We start from the raw sequence: 15418 nt of genomic DNA, 5'->3' as shown, positions 1-15418 counted from the left end.
TACCTAACGCTTCCCACCAAAAATGCTGCCGAAGATGCCGCGCACGATCTGCTGGCCGATCTTGCTGCCGATGGTGCGCGAGGTCTGCTTTGCCATCGTTTCCAGCATGCCCTGACGGCGGCCGGTGCCGAACACGGCATCCTTGACGGCTTTTCCGAAACCGCTGTCCTGCGTTTCCTCGTCCTCGCGGGTGCGTGCCGGCGGTGCGGCGTTGTGTTCGGCGACCTGTTCGACCCGGCGCGCCAGCAGCTCGGCAGCCGATTCGCGGTTGATCGCGGTGTCGTAGCGGGTGCCGACCGGGCTGGCCGCGCGCACCTGCGCGCGTTCGGTCTCGCTGATGGCGCCCATGCGGCAGCGCGGCGGGGCGATGAGCGTTTGCTGCACCGGTGCCGGCACGCCCTTGCCTTGCAGCGGCGACACCAGCGCCTCGCCGGTGCCCAGGCTGGAGATCGCCGTGGCCACATCGAGCTTGGGATTGGCCACGAAGGTCTGCGCCGCAGTCTTGACCGCCTTCTGGTCGCGCGGGGTGAACGCGCGCAGGGCATGCTGCACGCGGTTGCCGAGCTGGCCGAGGATGTTGTCCGGAATGTCGTCGGGAAACTGCGAGCAGAAATACACGCCCACGCCCTTGGAGCGGATCAGCCGGACCACCTGCTCGATCCGCTGCACCAGCGCAGCCGGCGCATCGTCGAACAGCAGATGCGCTTCGTCGAACACGGACACCAGCTTGGGGTGTTCCAGGTCGCCCACCTCGGGCAGACGCTCGAACAGTTCCGACAGCAGCCATAGCAGGAAGGTGGAATACAGCTTCGGCTTGAGCACCAGTTGATTGGCCGCCAGGATGCCGATCACGCCACGGCCGTCCGCAGACACGCGCATCAGGTCGGCCAGCTCCAGCGCCGGCTCGCCGAAGAAGTGCTCGCCACCGTCCTGCGCCAGCCGCAGCAGGGCGCGCTGGATCGCGGCCACCGACTGGCTGGAGACCAGCCCGTAACTGGTGGACAGTTCCTTGCGTTCTTCCACCACCAATCCAAGCAGTGCGCGCAGGTCGTCCAGGTCCAGCAACAGCAGGCCGCGGTCGTCGGCCAGCTTGAACACGATGTCGAGCACGCCGGACTGGGTGTCGTTGAGTTCCAGAATGCGCGCCAGCAGGGCAGGGCCCATCTCGCTGACGGTGGTGCGCACCGGGTGGCCGAGCTGGCCGTACAGATCCCAGAACACCACCGGGCTGGCGGCCGGCGCGTAGTCGGTGATGCCGATCTCCGTGGCGCGCTGCAGCACGCCGGCGGCGCCGTCGCCTGCCACTGCCAGGCCGGCGACATCGCCTTTCACGTCGGCCAGGAACACCGGCACACCCATGCGCGAGAAGCCTTCGGCCAGGGTCATCAAGGTCACGGTCTTGCCGGTGCCGGTGGCGCCGGCCACCAGTCCGTGGCGATTGCCGAAGCGTCCTTCCAGCACGACCTGGATGTCGTCGGTGACGCCTTTGCCGAGCAGGAACGAGGCCATAGCGCAGATCCGGTGGGAAACGCCGGATTCTAGCGGGCAATCCGGCCGCGCAGACCGGGCGGGGCTTGGCCCTGGATTTCGACCCCTGTCCGGCTGACGGCGGCCGACAGGCGGTGCAATGACGCAGCCGGTGTGCCAGCCGCTTGCCGACCTTCCCCAAGGCATTCCAGTCCCGCTGCGCAGCCGCCAAGCTAACGGCCCACTGACCCTGCCGGCCCCGCCGCCTTGCCCCGGTGTCGCCCCGGCGGCTACCCTGCCTGCCTTTCCGCTGCACTGCCTACGATGCCGCTCGCTCATTTTGGTTTGCGCCCATGGCCGGTTCTGGTCGTGGTGGCGCTGATGTCTGTCGTCCCCGCTGCCCACGCCATTTCCAAACGCGACACGGAGAAGGCCGCCGTGCTCGATGCCCGCATGGCCGCCGCCGAAAAGCGTTACCGCGATGCGCTGGTGCTGGTGAACAACTCCGACCCCAAGGGCACCGCCGAAGGCGATGCCGCGTTGGAGGACATGGAAGACGTCATCGACGCCTGCATCAAGCAGCGCGGCTGCCTGGTCGCCAATCAGCTGGCCACCTACAAGCGCCTGCTCAAGGCGCGCGCCGATGCCGAAGCGCCGGCCGCCGAAGATCCGCAGGACGACGACACCCTGCTGCAGGCCGACCCGGACCACCTCGGCCCGGCGGCGAACGGCGTGCCCGAGGCGGCGCGTGCCGCCACGCTGCTCAACGACCAGCGCCACGATTTCGACAAGATGGTGCAGTACAACCCTGCCGTGCAGGCCGGCATCCGCCGCTGGCTGACCGACATGCGCCCGGCGCTGCTGACCAGCTACGAGAACTACAGCAACCTGCGCGGGGTGATGTGGCCGGAATGGCAGAAGCGCGGCCTGCCCGAGGCGCTGCTGTTCGGCATCATGGCCAAGGAATCCAACGGCAAGGTGCACGCCAGCTCGCGTGCCGGCGCGGCCGGGTTGATGCAGTTCATGCCGGCCACCGGGCGCCGTTTCGGGCTGGGCCCGGATGGCACCGGCTTCGACACGCGCTTTGATGCACGCAGCGCCGCCGAAGCCAGCGCCGCCTACCTCAACGAGCGCATGGCCGGGCTCAACCGCAACATCGAGCTGGCGCTGGCCGCCTACAACGGCGGCGAAGGCCGTGCCGCGCGCGTGTTCTCGCAGAGCGGCGGGCGCGGGTTCTGGGAGCAGGACGTCTACAACCAGTTCCCGGCCGAAACCAAGGACTACGTGCCGATGGTGATCGCCGCGGCGTGGATCTTCCTGCATCCGCGCCAGTACGGCGTGGACTTCGCCAAGCTCGACGCGCAGCCGGCCACGCTGAAGCTGGCCAAGTCGACCACCATCTACGAACTCACCATCTGCCTGGGCAGCATGGGCACGCGCGACGGTTACATGCGTGCGTTGCGCAACCTCAACCCGCGCTATGAATCCGATGGCTGGATCCCGGCCGGCACCGTCATCAACGCCACCAACCGCATCGTCAGCCTGTACACGCGCTACTGCGTCAACGGCCCGCGCGCGGACCTGGCACGCACGCTGATCACCGCCGATCTCAACAGCGCGATCGTGCGCAGCAGCAGCGCCCCCGAGTACGTGCCCAGCGTGGCGGTGGGCGATGTCAGCCCGATGGCCGGCGTGCCGACCACCGTGGCCACCGGCCAGCCGGCGATCGCCAAGCCCAAGGCCAAGCAGGCGCGCAGCTACACCATCGCCAGGGGCGACACGCTTGGCCGCGTCGCGCAGAAGTACCAGTGCGAGGTCAAGGAGCTGGCCAAGGCCAATGGCCTGAAGGCACCGTCGTATGCGCTCAAGCCAGGGCAGAGCATCAAGCTGGCCGGCTGCGATCGCTGAGCAGCGCTTGCCGTACCGCGTGCGTTAGAGCATCGGCCAGCTGCTTCGGCAAGCTGCGCCGGGCCGCGCTTTGTTAGAAGCGGTCGGGCGCCCCGTAGGAGCGGACCTGGCCGCGACGAAGCAGTCCCGGTAGCTCCAGTACAGGCAAGGCAGTTCTGAATCGGAGGCTGGAGTCAGAAAGGTGCAAGCCCCCAGCCTCACTGCGAATGCCACGTCGCGGTCGGGCCCGCTCCTACACCCGCATCGTTCTTGTGGGAGCCTGACTGGGCATCGGTCTTGTAGCGAGCGAGCCTAAGTGCGACGCCGCTGTCATGGTGGCGTTTCGCCGCGGACAAGTGTTCCTGTTCGGAACAGGCCGTTGAACTGATCAGCGGGATCATTGACCAGTCGGGCGTACCGCATCGGGGCACTGCGCCGAGCTGCGCCGTTGTAGGAGCGGACCTGGCCGCGACGAAGCAATCCCGGTAGTTCCAGCGCAGGCGAGAACGCTCTACATCGAAGACTGGGAGGGCGACATGCGCCTGCGCATTGAACGTCGTCGAGAAGGCCCTGTCGCGGTCAGGCCCGCTCCTACGACGGCGTCGCTGCGTTGCATCACTTGCAACCGAAGCGAACATCGCAGGCGCGCGGCGGTGATCAGCCCATCTGGCGACGGGCGAGCGCTTGCCCCAGGCGCACCGATGTCTCCGCGGCAAGTCCGCCATCGAGCTTTGCGACACCGGGCGGCAGCAGCACGATCACGGTCGAGCCGTAATTGAAGCGCGCCATCTCCGCAAACTTCTCCAGCACGATGCCCTTGCCGCGATAGTCCTTGCGCGTGATGCGGTCGCCGTAGCGCGGGATCTCCACGCCGCTCCACACCGTTTCCACGCCCGACACCAGTAGCGCGCCCACCATCACCGAGACCATCGGGCCGAAGTCGGTGTCGAAGTGGCAGACCAGGCGCTCGTTGCGCGCGAACAGCCGCGGCACATTGCGCACCGCATCCGGGCCGACGCTGAACAAGCGGCCGGGTACGTGCACGGTCTCGCGCAGGGTGCCGGTCCACGGCATATGCACGCGGTGGTAGTCCTTGGGCGAGAGGTAGACGGTGGCGAACAGGCCGTCGTTGAACGGCTGCGCCGCTTCGGCGTCGCCGAGCAATTCGGCGGCAGTGAACGACTGCCCCTTGGCCTGGAAAATGCGGCCGTTCTCGATCGGGCCGAGCTGGCTGATGCGGCCGTCGGCGGGCATCAGCAGCGCCGCAGGATCGGCGTCGGGCACGCGTGCGCCCGGCTTCAAGGCGCGGGTGAAGAATGCATTGAAGGTGGGATAGGCGCGCGGGTCCGGTTCCAGTGCCTCGCCCAGGTCCACGCCGAACTTGCGCGTGACCGTGTCGATCAACCATTGCTTGGTGGACGGCGTATCGGAATAGGCCAGCGCACGCGCCAGCGAGGACAGCAACCGGTGCGGCAGCACGTAGGTCAGGGAAGTGACGAGACTCACGGAGCGGTTACCTTGGTCAGTTGCTGGAGGTCGGCGGCGATCGCCTTGGGGTCGAGCGGGGGGCGGATCAGCCCGGCCAGGCGGCCCTGCGGGTCGAGTACGGCGATGCCGGCCGAGTGATCCATGCTGTAGTCGTTGGGATTGTCCGCAAAGCCCTTGCCCGGCACTTTCTGGAACACGAAGCCCAGCGCGGTGGCGAAGCGCTGCAGCGCCGGCACCTCGGCGGTGGCGGCCAGGGTGTCCTTGTGGAAGGCATGCGCATATTCGCCCAGGCGCGCCGGCGGGTCGCGCTGCGGGTCTACCGACACGAACAGCACGCGCGGGCGCAGGCCATCGGGGATGCTTTCCCACTGCTGCTGCGCCACCGCCAGATCGGTCAGCGTGGTCGGGCAGACGTCCGGGCAGAAGGTGAAGCCCAGGAACACCAGCGTCCAATGTCCCTGCAGCTCACCGGGTACCAGCTGGGTGCCATCGGACTGGCGCAGGCTGAACTGCGGCAGCGTGCGTGGCTGCGGATAAAAGGTGATGGTGCGGGTGGGCGGCCAGGGCGAGCTGGGCGCGGCGCCAAGAAACTTCTGGCCCAGCAACAGCCCCAGGCCGGCGGCCAGCGCCACCAGCAGCACGATGCCGGTATTGCGATTGAACATGGCGGTTTCCAGTGCAACGGACGCTCATGATACCGATCCGACCTCTATAATCGTGGGCCGATTCCTCTTTAGTTGTTGCCATGACTGCCGCCGCGGCCGACGAACTGCACACCATCATCGACCTGATCCGCTACGGCACCAGCCGTTTCAATGCAGCCGGTCTGACCTTCGGCCATAGCTACGACAATGCGCTGGACGAGGCCACCCAGCTGGTCCTGCACAGCCTGCATCTGCCGCACGATCTGGGCCCGGCCTATGGCCAGGCGCGCCTGCTGCGTTCGGAAAAGGAGCAGGTGCTGGGCCTGTTCGAGCGCCGCATCACCGAGCGCGTGCCGGCGGCGTACCTGACCGGCGAGGCCTGGTTCGCCGGGCTGAGCTTCAAGAGCGATGCGCGTGCGCTGGTGCCGCGGTCGCCGATCGCCGAGCTGATCGAGGCCGGCTTCGAACCCTGGCTGGGCGGACGCGAAGTCACCCGCGCGCTGGACCTGTGCACCGGTTCGGGCTGCATCGCGATCGCCATGGGCCACTACAATCCGCAGTGGGACGTGGACGGCGTTGACATCAGCGACGACGCGCTGGCACTGGCCGCCGAAAACAAGGCGCGCCTGCATGCCGACAATGTCACCCTGCTCAAGTCGGACCTGTTCGCCGGGCTGGGTGGCCGCCAGTACGACCTGATCGTCACCAATCCGCCGTATGTCACCAACGACGAAACCGACGCGCTGCCGCAGGAGTATTCCTACGAGCCGGAGCTGGGTCTGCGTGCGGGCGACGACGGCCTGGATCTGGTGCTGAAGATCCTGCGCGATGCGCCGCAGCACCTCAGCGAAGATGGCCTGCTGATCTGCGAAGTGGGCGAGTCCGAGCAGCACCTGATCAAGCTGCTGCCGGAAGTGGATCTGGCCTGGGTCGAGTTCAAGGTGGGGCAGATGGGCATCTTCGCGGTCGAATGCCGCGAGCTGATCGCGCACGGCGCCCGCATCGCCGAGCTGGCCAGTGCGCGCTGAATCGTCCATCGCGCGGCCGCAGCTGAGCGATCTGCTGTTGCTGGTGCCGGTGTCCATCTTCGGCGTCGGCATTCCGCTCAGTTTGATCGACGTGGTGTACCGCCTGTTTGACCCGATGTACGGCGGTCCCTTGCCACAGCGCTTGTTGAGGGCGGGGGCGGAGATCGGCTTCGGCCTGATGGCGTTTTTCGGCCTGGTGTCGGCGTGGATCGTGGTGGTCAGTTCGGATGCGGCCTTGCGTGCGCATCGGCGCCGCACGCTCATTGTGGCACTCGGCCTGCTGGTCGGAACTGGCGTTGCGCTGCACCTGCTCGCCGATTGGCTGCTGAGTGGGCGCATTAAGCTGGATGTCTTTGTGCTGGTGTTCAGCGGCCTGTTGGCGGTGGCACCGATGCTGGTGGCGGCACGTCACCTGCCGCGCATCCTGCGCGCCACGCCACCTGCTGCAATGTTGAGAGGATGCCGTCATGGGCAGTAACAGTTTCGGCCGCCTGTTGACGGTCACAACCTTCGGCGAGTCGCACGGGCCGGCGATCGGCTGCGTGGTCGACGGTTGCCCGCCGGGCCTGGAGATCGCGCCGGAAGAATTCACCCACGATCTGCAGCGGCGTGCATCCGGCAAGAGCCGGCACACCTCGGCACGCCGCGAAGCCGACGAGATCGAGATCCTGTCCGGCGTCTATGAAGGCCGCACCACCGGCACGCCGATCGGCCTGCTGATCCGCAACACCGATCAGCGCAGCAAGGACTACAGCAACATCGCCCAGCAGTTCCGTCCCGGGCACGCCGACTACACCTATTGGCAGAAGTACGGCATCCGCGATCCGCGCGGCGGCGGGCGTTCGTCCGCGCGCGAGACCACCATGCGTGTGGCCGCCGGGGTGATCGCCAAGAAGTGGCTCAAGCAGCGCTACGGCGTGCTGGTGCGCGGATTTCTATCGCAGCTGGGCGAGATCCGCCCGACCGGTTTCGACTGGAATGCGGTCGAGGACAACCCGTTTTTCTGGCCGCATGCCGAGCAGGTACCGGAGCTGGAAACCTACATGGACGCGCTGCGCAAGTCCGGCGATTCGGTCGGTGCGCGCGTGGACGTGGTGGCCGGTGGCGTGCCGGCGGGCTGGGGCGAGCCGATCTACGGCAAGCTCGATGCCGAACTGGCCGCCGCCTTGATGAGCATCAATGCGGTCAAGGGCGTGGAGATCGGCGACGGCTTCGCCAGCGCCGCGCAGAAGGGCACCGAACACCGCGACCTGATCACCCCGGAAGGCTTTCTCAGCAATCATGCCGGCGGCATCCTGGGCGGCATTTCCACCGGCCAGGCGATCACCGCCTCGATGGTGCTCAAGCCGACCTCCAGCCTGCGCCTGCCCGGCGCGACCGTGGACGCGGACGGCGCGGTGGTCGATGTGATCACCACCGGCCGCCACGACCCCTGCGTCGGTATCCGCGCTACCCCGATCGCCGAGGCGATGATGGCGCTGGTGCTGATGGACCAGGCCTTGCGTCATCGCGCCCAGTGCGGCGATGTCGGCGAGGTGGCGCCACGCATTCCCGGTCAGGCCGATGTCTGAGTCGCCCCGCGCCAAGGTGTGGGTCAGCCAGCCGCTGTTCGACGATGTCGTCGCGCAGTTGGGCGAGCATTTCGAGCTGACCACCACCGCGCGCGTCACCGCGTATTCGCCGGCCGAGCTGGCTGCGCGGCTGGCATCGCTGGACGGTGCGCTGATCACCCTCAACGAGCGTATCGGCGCGGCGGAAATCGCCTCTGCACCGCAACTGCGCGCGATCGCCAACGTCGGCGTGGGCTACAACAACCTGGATCTGGATGCGCTCAGCGCAGCCGGCATCCTGGCCAGCAACACCCCGGATGTGTTGACCGAGACCACCGCCGATCTCGGCTTTGCCTTGCTGATGGCCACCGCGCGCCGCATCACCGAAGCCGAGCGCTGGCTGCGCGACGGGCAGTGGGGGCAGTGGTCGTTCAAGACCATGCTCGGTGCCGATCTCCACGGCAGCACGCTGGGCATCCTGGGCATGGGCCGGATCGGGCAGGGCATCGCCCGCCGCGGCGCGCATGGCTTCGGCATGCGCGTGCTGTACCACAACCGCAGCCAGCTGCCGGCCACCACCGAACAGGCGCTCGGCGCGCAGTACGTGGACCTCGACACGTTGCTGGCGCAGTCCGATCACCTGGTGCTGGTGCTGCCGTACACCAGGGACTCGCACCACATCATCGATGCCGCGGCGCTGGGCAAGATGCGTCCCACCGCCACGCTGGTGAATATCGCGCGCGGCGGCCTGGTCGATGAAATCGCGCTGGCCGATGCGCTTGCCAACGGGCGCCTGGCCGGTGCCGGCCTGGATGTCTACGAAGGCGAGCCGTCCGTCCGTCCCGAACTGCTGGCCCTGCGCAACGTCGTGCTCACCCCGCATATTGGCAGCGCCAGCCTGGCCACGCGCCGCGCGATGGTGCAGCTGGCGGTGGACAACCTGATTGCCGCGCTGGGCAAAGGCGCCAATGCCGGCCATCCGCCGAGCGCGCTGAATGCCGATGCGGTGGCTGCTGCCAAACAGGGCGGCGCGCGCGCTGGCGAAGCGACCAGCACCGGCAAAACCATCACGACCAAACGATAGGGAACCTCCGCGGCCAGCTTTGGAGGTTCCCCGAACCCACTGCGCAAGCGTATTCCCCACTTTCCTTATTCGATAAAGACAATCTCATGAGCAACGAAAACCGTCGTTTCAACGTCGCGGTCGTGGGCGCCACCGGCGCTGTCGGCGAGACCATGCTGAGCATCCTGGCTGAGCGCAACTTCCCGGTCGCCACCCTGTACGCGCTGGCCTCGGCGCGCTCGGCCGGCGGGCAGGTGGAGTTCAATGGCGGCAAGGTCGATGTGCTGGACCTGGCCGACTTCGATCCCACCGGCGTGGACATTGCGCTGTTCTCCGCAGGCGGCAGCGTGTCCAAGGAGTACGGCCCCAAGTTCGCCGCCGCCGGCGCGGTGGTGATCGATAATTCCTCCGCGTTCCGCTACGACGACGACGTGCCGCTGGTGGTGTCGGAGGTCAATCCCGAAGCGCTGAAGCAGCGCCCGCGCGGCATCGTCGCCAACCCCAATTGCTCGACCATGCAGATGCTGGTCGCGCTCGGCCCGATCCACCGCAAGTACGGCATCGAGCGCATCAATGTGGCGACCTACCAGTCGGTCTCCGGCGGCGGGCGTTCGGCGATGGAAGAGCTGGGCAAGCAGACCAGCGAGCTGCTGAGCTTCCAGCAGATCGACCCGCAGCGTTTCCCGGTGCAGATCGCCTTCAACCTGATTCCGCACATCGACGACTTCCAGGACAACGGCTACACCAAGGAAGAGATGAAGCTGGTCTGGGAGACCCGCAAGATCCTGGGCGACGACTCCATCCAGGTGAATCCCACCGCGGTGCGCGTGCCGGTGTTCTACGGTCACTCCGAAGCGGTGGCGATCGAAACCCGCGACAAGATCAGCGTCGAAGACGCGCGCGCGCTGCTGGCCGCATCGCCCGGCGTGGAAGTGGTGGACGAGCGCAAGCCTGGCGGCTACCCGACGCCGGTCACGCATGCTTCCGGCAAGGACGCGGTGTTCGTCGGCCGTATCCGTGAGGACCTGTCGCATCCGCGCGGCCTGAATCTGTGGATCGTCTCGGACAACATCCGCAAGGGCGCCGCGCTCAACGCCGTGCAGCTGGCCGAGCTGGTCGCACAGGAAGGCTGACGCGTGAGTTTGTAGGAGCGCGCTGGCGCGCGATGAAGCTCTCCCAGTGAAGCCTCATCGCGCACAAGTGCGCTCCTACCCATGCGTTGCCGATGAGCTGCAGCATGCATGTCGCATCGCGGCATCGCGGCGGCATCTGCGCTCTGCGTCGGGTCGCCGACTTTTTCGCTCATGCAGCGGCTATATTGATGCCCATGAAACATAGGGGCGGGGGCGCGATGCGTCCGATACAAGGGATAGGTGCGCTGCTGCTGATGGCCTGCAGTGGCGCTGCCATGGCATTGGGCTTGGGCGATATCCGGGTGCTGTCCAGGCCCGGGCAGCCGTTGGTGGCCGAGATTCCGGTCATTTCCAACGAGCCGGGCGAACTCGACAACGCACGCGTGGCGCTTGCATCGGCCACCACGTTTGCACGGGTCGGCCTGGAGCGCCCGCAGGGCCTGGTCAGCAACCTGCAGTTCCAGTTCGCGCAGGACGCGCGCGGGCGTGCGGTGATCCGTGTGACCAGCAGCCAGGCAGTGGAGCAGCCGGCGATCAACTTCCTGATCGAGGTGGAGTGGGGTCAGGGCCGGCTGGTGCGCGAGTATTCCGCACTGGTCGATGCGCCCAACACCGCCGCGGCGATCGCCGAGCCAGGCATCGAGGCGCCGCGCGCCGGGGCCAGCAATGCCATCGCACGCGCACCGGCCGCCGCGCCCGCAGCCGCCGCTGAACGCGCCGGACAGGCCGCCGACGCGGCGGCGCCCGGCACGCGTTCCAGCACGCGTGCTGCCGCGCCGGCGCCGGCCGGCGATGCGTTGCCGGCGGTGCGCTCGGGCCAGACCTTGTCGGAGATCGCTGCCGCGGTGGCCCGTTCCAGCGGGCATTCGCTCGACCAGACCATGCTGGCGCTGCTGCGTACCAACCCGGACGCCTTCATCGGCGGCAACATCAATCGATTGAAGCAGGGCGCAGTGCTGCGCACCCCGCAGGAGGATGCGCTGGCGCAGGTCGGCGCCGCCGAAGCGGCGGTGATGGTGCGCGAGCAGGCCGCGCAGTGGCGTCAGGCGCGCTCGGCGGTTCCGCAGCCGGCCGAGGCCGGCGCTGCGGCCGCAACGCCCGCGCCTGCCGCAGCGGCGGCCTCGGCAGGTGCCGGCGCGCGGCTCGAGATCGCCCCTGCAGTGGCGAGTCAGACCAACACCGCCGGCGCCACGTCCGGCACCAGTGCCGAAGGCGAGGGCGACATGGCGGCCAACCAACAGTTGCAACAGGCCAGGGAAGACATCGCCACCCGCGATGCGGAATTGCAGGATCTGCGCACCCGCGTGGCCGATCTGGAAAAGCTCAAGCAGCAACAGCAAGCCTTGATCGCCATGAAGGACACCGACCTGGCGGCCGCGCAGAAGCGCCTGTCGGAAACGCCGGCTGCGGCACAGCAGGGCAGCGGGTTCCCGCTGTGGCTGATCGGTGGCCTGGTGTTGATCGTCGCGGCGGTCGTCGCCTGGCTGGCGGCGCGCCGGCGCAAACCCTCGCCGCTGCCGCCGTTGCCGCGGCGTCAGTTCGATTTCGTGCCGGTCGGTGCCGCGGCAGACGCCGCCGAACCGCAGGACGATGCGCAGGCCACCGTGCCCAGCGAACACGATGTGCTGCACGACCCCGAATTCGAGCAGGCCGATCTGCGCGAGGAAGAACGCGCCCAGCAGGCGCAGCAACCGCTGTCCGATGTGCTGCGCCGTGAGCCGGTGCTGTCCGAGCCTGCCGCCGCGCCGCCGGTGGTCGCCAGCGATGACTGGCGCTCGCTGCGCGCAACGCCGCCAGCGCCTCCGGTAGAGCAGCCGGCGTTCGTCGCGCCCGAGGAAGCGGTGCCGGAGCCGCCAAGGTCCGCGCACGCGCAGCCGGAAGACGGCAAGCCGCCGCACGGTGACGTTGCACACGCCAGCAGCGATTTGCCGCCGGGCATGCCGTCCGCGTCGGTCGCCACGCAGGACCGCCTGGATGTCGATCCGGCCCCCATCGCGCCGGCCGCTGCGCCCAGCGCGGTGAACAGCAGGGAGTTCGTCTCGGCAGGGCGCGATCGTCTGGAACTGGCCGTGGCCTACATGGACCTTGGCGACACGGACACCGCACGCGGCCTGTTGCTGGAAGTCGCCGCAACCGGCGACGAGGCCAGCCGCGCCGAGGCCGCCGAACTGCTGGAACGCCTGGCATGAGCCCGGCGCTGGACAGCATGGCCGCCGCGCGCGAGCGCCGCATCGATTACGTGGAATTCGCCTCGCTCGATCTGGAGGCCAGCCGCGCCTTTTTCGAAGCCGTGTTCGGCTGGCAGTTTCAGGCCTATGGCCCGGATTATCTGGCCTTCAACGACGGTCGTCTGGACGGCGGTTTCTATCGCGCCACCGCGGTAGCGCCGGCAGACGCTGGCCCGCTGGTCGTGCTGTATGCCGACGCGCTGGAGCCCATGGCCGAGCAGATCCTTGCCGCCGGTGGCGAGATCGTCAAGCCGGTGTTCGGCTTTCCCGGCGGCAGCCGCTTTCATTTCCGCGAGCCGGGCGGTAACACGCTGGCAGTGTGGTCCGAGCGCGCGGTCGGCTAGTCCGCGCGCTCCATCGATTCGATAACAGGCAGGTTCCGATGCGTTACGCGCTGGGCGTGGAGTACGACGGCAGCGAGTTCCAGGGCTGGCAGCAGTTGGGGGAACATGGCGGACCGAGCGTACAGGCCAGCCTGCAGGCGGCGCTGTCCTCGGTGGCCGATGCCCCGGTGCAGGTGGTGTGCGCAGGCCGCACCGATGCCGGGGTGCATGGCGAATGCCAGGTGGTGCATTTCGACAGCGATGCGCGCCGCGAGCCGCGTGGCTGGATGCTGGGCACTACCGCGCGTCTGCCGCCCTCGATCGCGGTGCGCTGGTGCGTGCCGGCCGCCGCCGACTTCCATGCGCGGTTTTCCGCACGCGCACGCCGCTATCGGTATCGCCTGCTCAATCGGCAGATACGCCCGGCGCTGTATCGCCAGACCTTGAGCTGGGAGCGGCGCCCGCTGGATGCCGATGCCATGCACGCAGCCGCGCAGGCCTTGCTGGGCGAGAACGACTTCAGCGCATTTCGCAGCGTGCAGTGCCAGGCCCTGCATGCACGCCGCAACCTGCAGGCCATCAGCGTGCAACGCATCGGCGAGGTGGTGGAGGTGCAGGTCCAGGCCAATGCATTCCTTCATCACATGGTGCGGAATATTGTTGGCTCGCTGATCCTGATCGGAACCGGGGAACAACCGGGCGACTGGATCGCGACGCTGCTGGCCGGCCGCGACCGCACGGTGGCCGGGCCGACAGCGCCGCCACAAGGCCTGGTCTTCGTCGGGCCGCTGTATCCCGCAGAGTGGCATCTGCCCGCTGAGGTAACCCAATGAATCGATCGCTGTACCGCACCCGTATCAAGTTCTGTGGCATGACTCGCGCCGGTGATATCCGACTGGCCGGCGAGCTGGGTGTGGACGCGGTAGGTTTCATCTTTGCGCATGGCAGCCCGCGCCGCGTGGCGCCGGCCGAGGCGCGCGCGATGCGCCAGGCCACCGCGCCGATGGTCGATGTGGTGGCGCTGTTCCGCAACAACTCCAAGGAAGAAGTGCGCGAAGTGGTGCGCACCGTACGTCCGACCTTGCTGCAGTTCCATGGCGAGGAAGACGACGCGTTCTGCCGCAGCTTCAACCTGCCGTATCTGAAGGCGGTGCCGATGGGCAGCGGCGGGATGAATGGTGAGGACGCCAACGCGCGAACCTTGCAGCTCGCCTTCCCCAATACCGCCGGTTTCCTGTTCGACAGCCATGCGCCCGGTGCAGGCGGCGGTACCGGCAAGACCTTCGATTGGTCGCGCCTGCCGACCGGCCTGCATCGCCCGTTTCTGCTGGCCGGTGGCATCACCGCCGACAATGTGTTCGACGCGATCGTGGCAACGCTGCCGTGGGGTGTGGACGTGTCCAGCGGCGTGGAGCTGGCGCCCGGGATCAAGGACGGCCACATGATGCGCAAGTTCGTCGAAGAAGTGCGCCGGGCCGATTGTCACGAGATGGGGTGAGTTGGGGATTCGGGAATCGGGATTGGGGAATCGGAGTGGGCAGTCTGCTTCGTTGTTTTGATTGCCCTAGATCTTTCGCTTCTCTGATGATCGATTGTTCGGTCGCTGTTTCGCAGACCACTGAGCTCTCAAATCAGACGCTTGCGGCATCCGTGGTGCGCTGCTGATCTTCTGAAAGTGCGCTGCGCAACCAGCCGGCGAGCTGTTCGATGCGTGGATCGGGGTTGCGCCTTGCGGCGCACAGCACCCAGCGGCCGCGGGTTGGCGTGAAGCCCCAGGGCGCCAGCAGGCGTCCGGCGGCCAGGTCCGCGGCAACCAGCGGTTGCGGTGCGATCGCCACGCCCAGGCCGGCGGCGGCGGCTTCCAGCAGGTAGACCAGATGTTCGAATTCGGTGCCGAAGTGCAGCACTTCGGCTGCCACGCCGTGGCTTTGCGCCCATTCCGGCCAGGCCTGCGGGCGCGAGCGGGTATGCAGCAAGGCGTGATCGAGCAGGGCGTCAGGCGCTCTGCCAGCGAGCTGCGTCGCCGATGCCAGCTGCGGACTCAGCACCGGACCGATCCACTCCACCCCCAACTCGTGCACCTGCCAGTCGCCTGGCCAGGGCGGGGTGTCCAGCAGCAGGGCCGCATCCAGGCCGTCCAGATCCGGGCCGGGCGCCTGCTCGTTGGCCGACAGGTGCAGGCGCACCTGCGGCAGATCCCGCTGCAGCCGGCCCAGCCGCGGGATGACCCAGCGCGCGAGCAGGCTGCCCGAGCAGCCCAGCACCAGCGGCGCCTCGCTGCTGGGGCGCCGCAATGCCGCCCAGGTGTCGCCGATCAGTGCAAAGCCTTCGCCGGTCGCATCGCGCAGCCGGGCGCCGGCAGGCGTCAGCACAAGGCCGCGACCCTGGCGGGTGAACAGCGCCGCGCCCAGCGCCTGTTCCAGCGAGCGCACGTGCCGGCTGATGGCGCCATGGGTCACGTGCAACTCCTGCGCGGCCCGGCTGACGCTCTGCAGACGCGCGGCGGATTCGAACGCGCGCAGGGCTGCAAGCGGGGGAAGCAGGGTGCTCATATGTGAGTCCAGGTCACAGGTTGCGGCAATCTTATCGATTTATCGCACGCCGTGG

Annotated in this window: 14 protein-coding genes; 10 read left to right on the top strand and 4 right to left on the bottom strand. The window is 67.9% G+C overall.

The window, feature by feature from the left end; all coding sequences use genetic code 11:
• Nucleotides 1-3: 3 nt before the first annotated feature.
• On the bottom strand, nucleotides 4-1509 hold the full coding sequence (locus AC06DU_RS13335; RefSeq protein ID WP_478202611.1) for a helicase HerA-like domain-containing protein: 1506 nt from the start codon (nucleotides 1507-1509) through the stop codon (nucleotides 4-6).
• Nucleotides 1510-1791: 282 nt separating this feature from the next.
• Here AC06DU_RS13335 and AC06DU_RS13330 point away from each other — a divergent pair, with 282 nt between their 5' ends.
• The gene (locus AC06DU_RS13330; protein WP_065032465.1) at nucleotides 1792-3375 is read left to right on the top strand and encodes a transglycosylase SLT domain-containing protein; all 1584 of its coding nucleotides are present in this window, start codon (nucleotides 1792-1794) and stop codon (nucleotides 3373-3375) included.
• 636 nt (nucleotides 3376-4011) lie between these two features.
• Here the strand turns inward: AC06DU_RS13330 and asd are convergent.
• Both asd and AC06DU_RS13320 read right to left on the bottom strand, forming a co-directional pair.
• Nucleotides 4012-4860: an archaetidylserine decarboxylase gene (asd, locus tag AC06DU_RS13325; RefSeq protein ID WP_065032464.1), complete on the bottom strand. Its 849-nt coding sequence runs from the start codon at nucleotides 4858-4860 to the stop codon at nucleotides 4012-4014.
• Nucleotides 4857-5507 carry an SCO family protein gene (locus AC06DU_RS13320; protein WP_054592520.1) on the bottom strand — a complete coding sequence of 217 codons (651 nt, stop codon included), beginning with the start codon at nucleotides 5505-5507 and terminating at the stop codon, nucleotides 4857-4859. The genes asd and AC06DU_RS13320 overlap by 4 nt, the downstream gene beginning before the upstream one ends.
• Before the next feature lie 80 nt (nucleotides 5508-5587).
• Between AC06DU_RS13320 and prmB the strand changes: the two genes are divergently transcribed.
• The 9 genes from prmB to AC06DU_RS13275 all read left to right on the top strand — a co-directional run bounded on the left by prmB (nucleotide 5588) and on the right by AC06DU_RS13275 (nucleotide 14309).
• Nucleotides 5588-6514 carry a 50S ribosomal protein L3 N(5)-glutamine methyltransferase gene (gene prmB / locus AC06DU_RS13315; RefSeq protein WP_104542609.1) on the top strand — a complete coding sequence of 309 codons (927 nt, stop codon included), beginning with the start codon at nucleotides 5588-5590 and terminating at the stop codon, nucleotides 6512-6514.
• A complete protein-coding gene (locus tag AC06DU_RS13310) occupies nucleotides 6504-6992 on the top strand; it encodes a hypothetical protein (protein ID WP_104593243.1) in 489 nt (162 codons plus the stop codon). Before prmB ends, AC06DU_RS13310 begins: the two co-directional genes overlap by 11 nt.
• A complete protein-coding gene (aroC, locus tag AC06DU_RS13305) occupies nucleotides 6982-8085 on the top strand; it encodes a chorismate synthase (protein ID WP_039522212.1) in 1104 nt (367 codons plus the stop codon). Before AC06DU_RS13310 ends, aroC begins: the two co-directional genes overlap by 11 nt.
• Nucleotides 8078-9148 (top strand): 2-hydroxyacid dehydrogenase, encoded by a 1071-nt coding sequence (locus tag AC06DU_RS13300; RefSeq protein ID WP_435013927.1) that lies wholly within the window; start codon nucleotides 8078-8080, stop codon nucleotides 9146-9148. The genes aroC and AC06DU_RS13300 overlap by 8 nt, the downstream gene beginning before the upstream one ends.
• Before the next feature lie 86 nt (nucleotides 9149-9234).
• Nucleotides 9235-10260 (top strand): aspartate-semialdehyde dehydrogenase, encoded by a 1026-nt coding sequence (locus AC06DU_RS13295; protein WP_039510062.1) that lies wholly within the window; start codon nucleotides 9235-9237, stop codon nucleotides 10258-10260.
• 218 nt (nucleotides 10261-10478) lie between these two features.
• On the top strand, nucleotides 10479-12449 hold the full coding sequence (locus AC06DU_RS13290) for a motility hub landmark protein FimV (protein ID WP_478202610.1): 1971 nt from the start codon (nucleotides 10479-10481) through the stop codon (nucleotides 12447-12449).
• Nucleotides 12446-12832 carry a VOC family protein gene (locus AC06DU_RS13285; RefSeq protein ID WP_104568255.1) on the top strand — a complete coding sequence of 129 codons (387 nt, stop codon included), beginning with the start codon at nucleotides 12446-12448 and terminating at the stop codon, nucleotides 12830-12832. Before AC06DU_RS13290 ends, AC06DU_RS13285 begins: the two co-directional genes overlap by 4 nt.
• A 38-nt stretch (nucleotides 12833-12870) precedes the next feature.
• On the top strand, nucleotides 12871-13644 hold the full coding sequence (gene truA, locus AC06DU_RS13280) for a tRNA pseudouridine(38-40) synthase TruA (protein ID WP_016903694.1): 774 nt from the start codon (nucleotides 12871-12873) through the stop codon (nucleotides 13642-13644).
• A complete protein-coding gene (locus AC06DU_RS13275) occupies nucleotides 13641-14309 on the top strand; it encodes a phosphoribosylanthranilate isomerase (protein WP_016903693.1) in 669 nt (222 codons plus the stop codon). Before truA ends, AC06DU_RS13275 begins: the two co-directional genes overlap by 4 nt.
• 133 nt (nucleotides 14310-14442) lie before the next feature.
• Here the strand turns inward: AC06DU_RS13275 and AC06DU_RS13270 are convergent, their stop codons facing one another.
• Entirely contained in the window at nucleotides 14443-15363 is a 921-nt protein-coding gene (locus AC06DU_RS13270; RefSeq protein WP_478202609.1) for a LysR family transcriptional regulator, read from the bottom strand.
• Nucleotides 15364-15418: the final 55 nt, after the last annotated feature.

This window comes from Xanthomonas sp. NCPPB 3200 (assembly GCF_056393585.1).
This window is presented reverse-complemented; position numbering and strand designations above follow the sequence as displayed.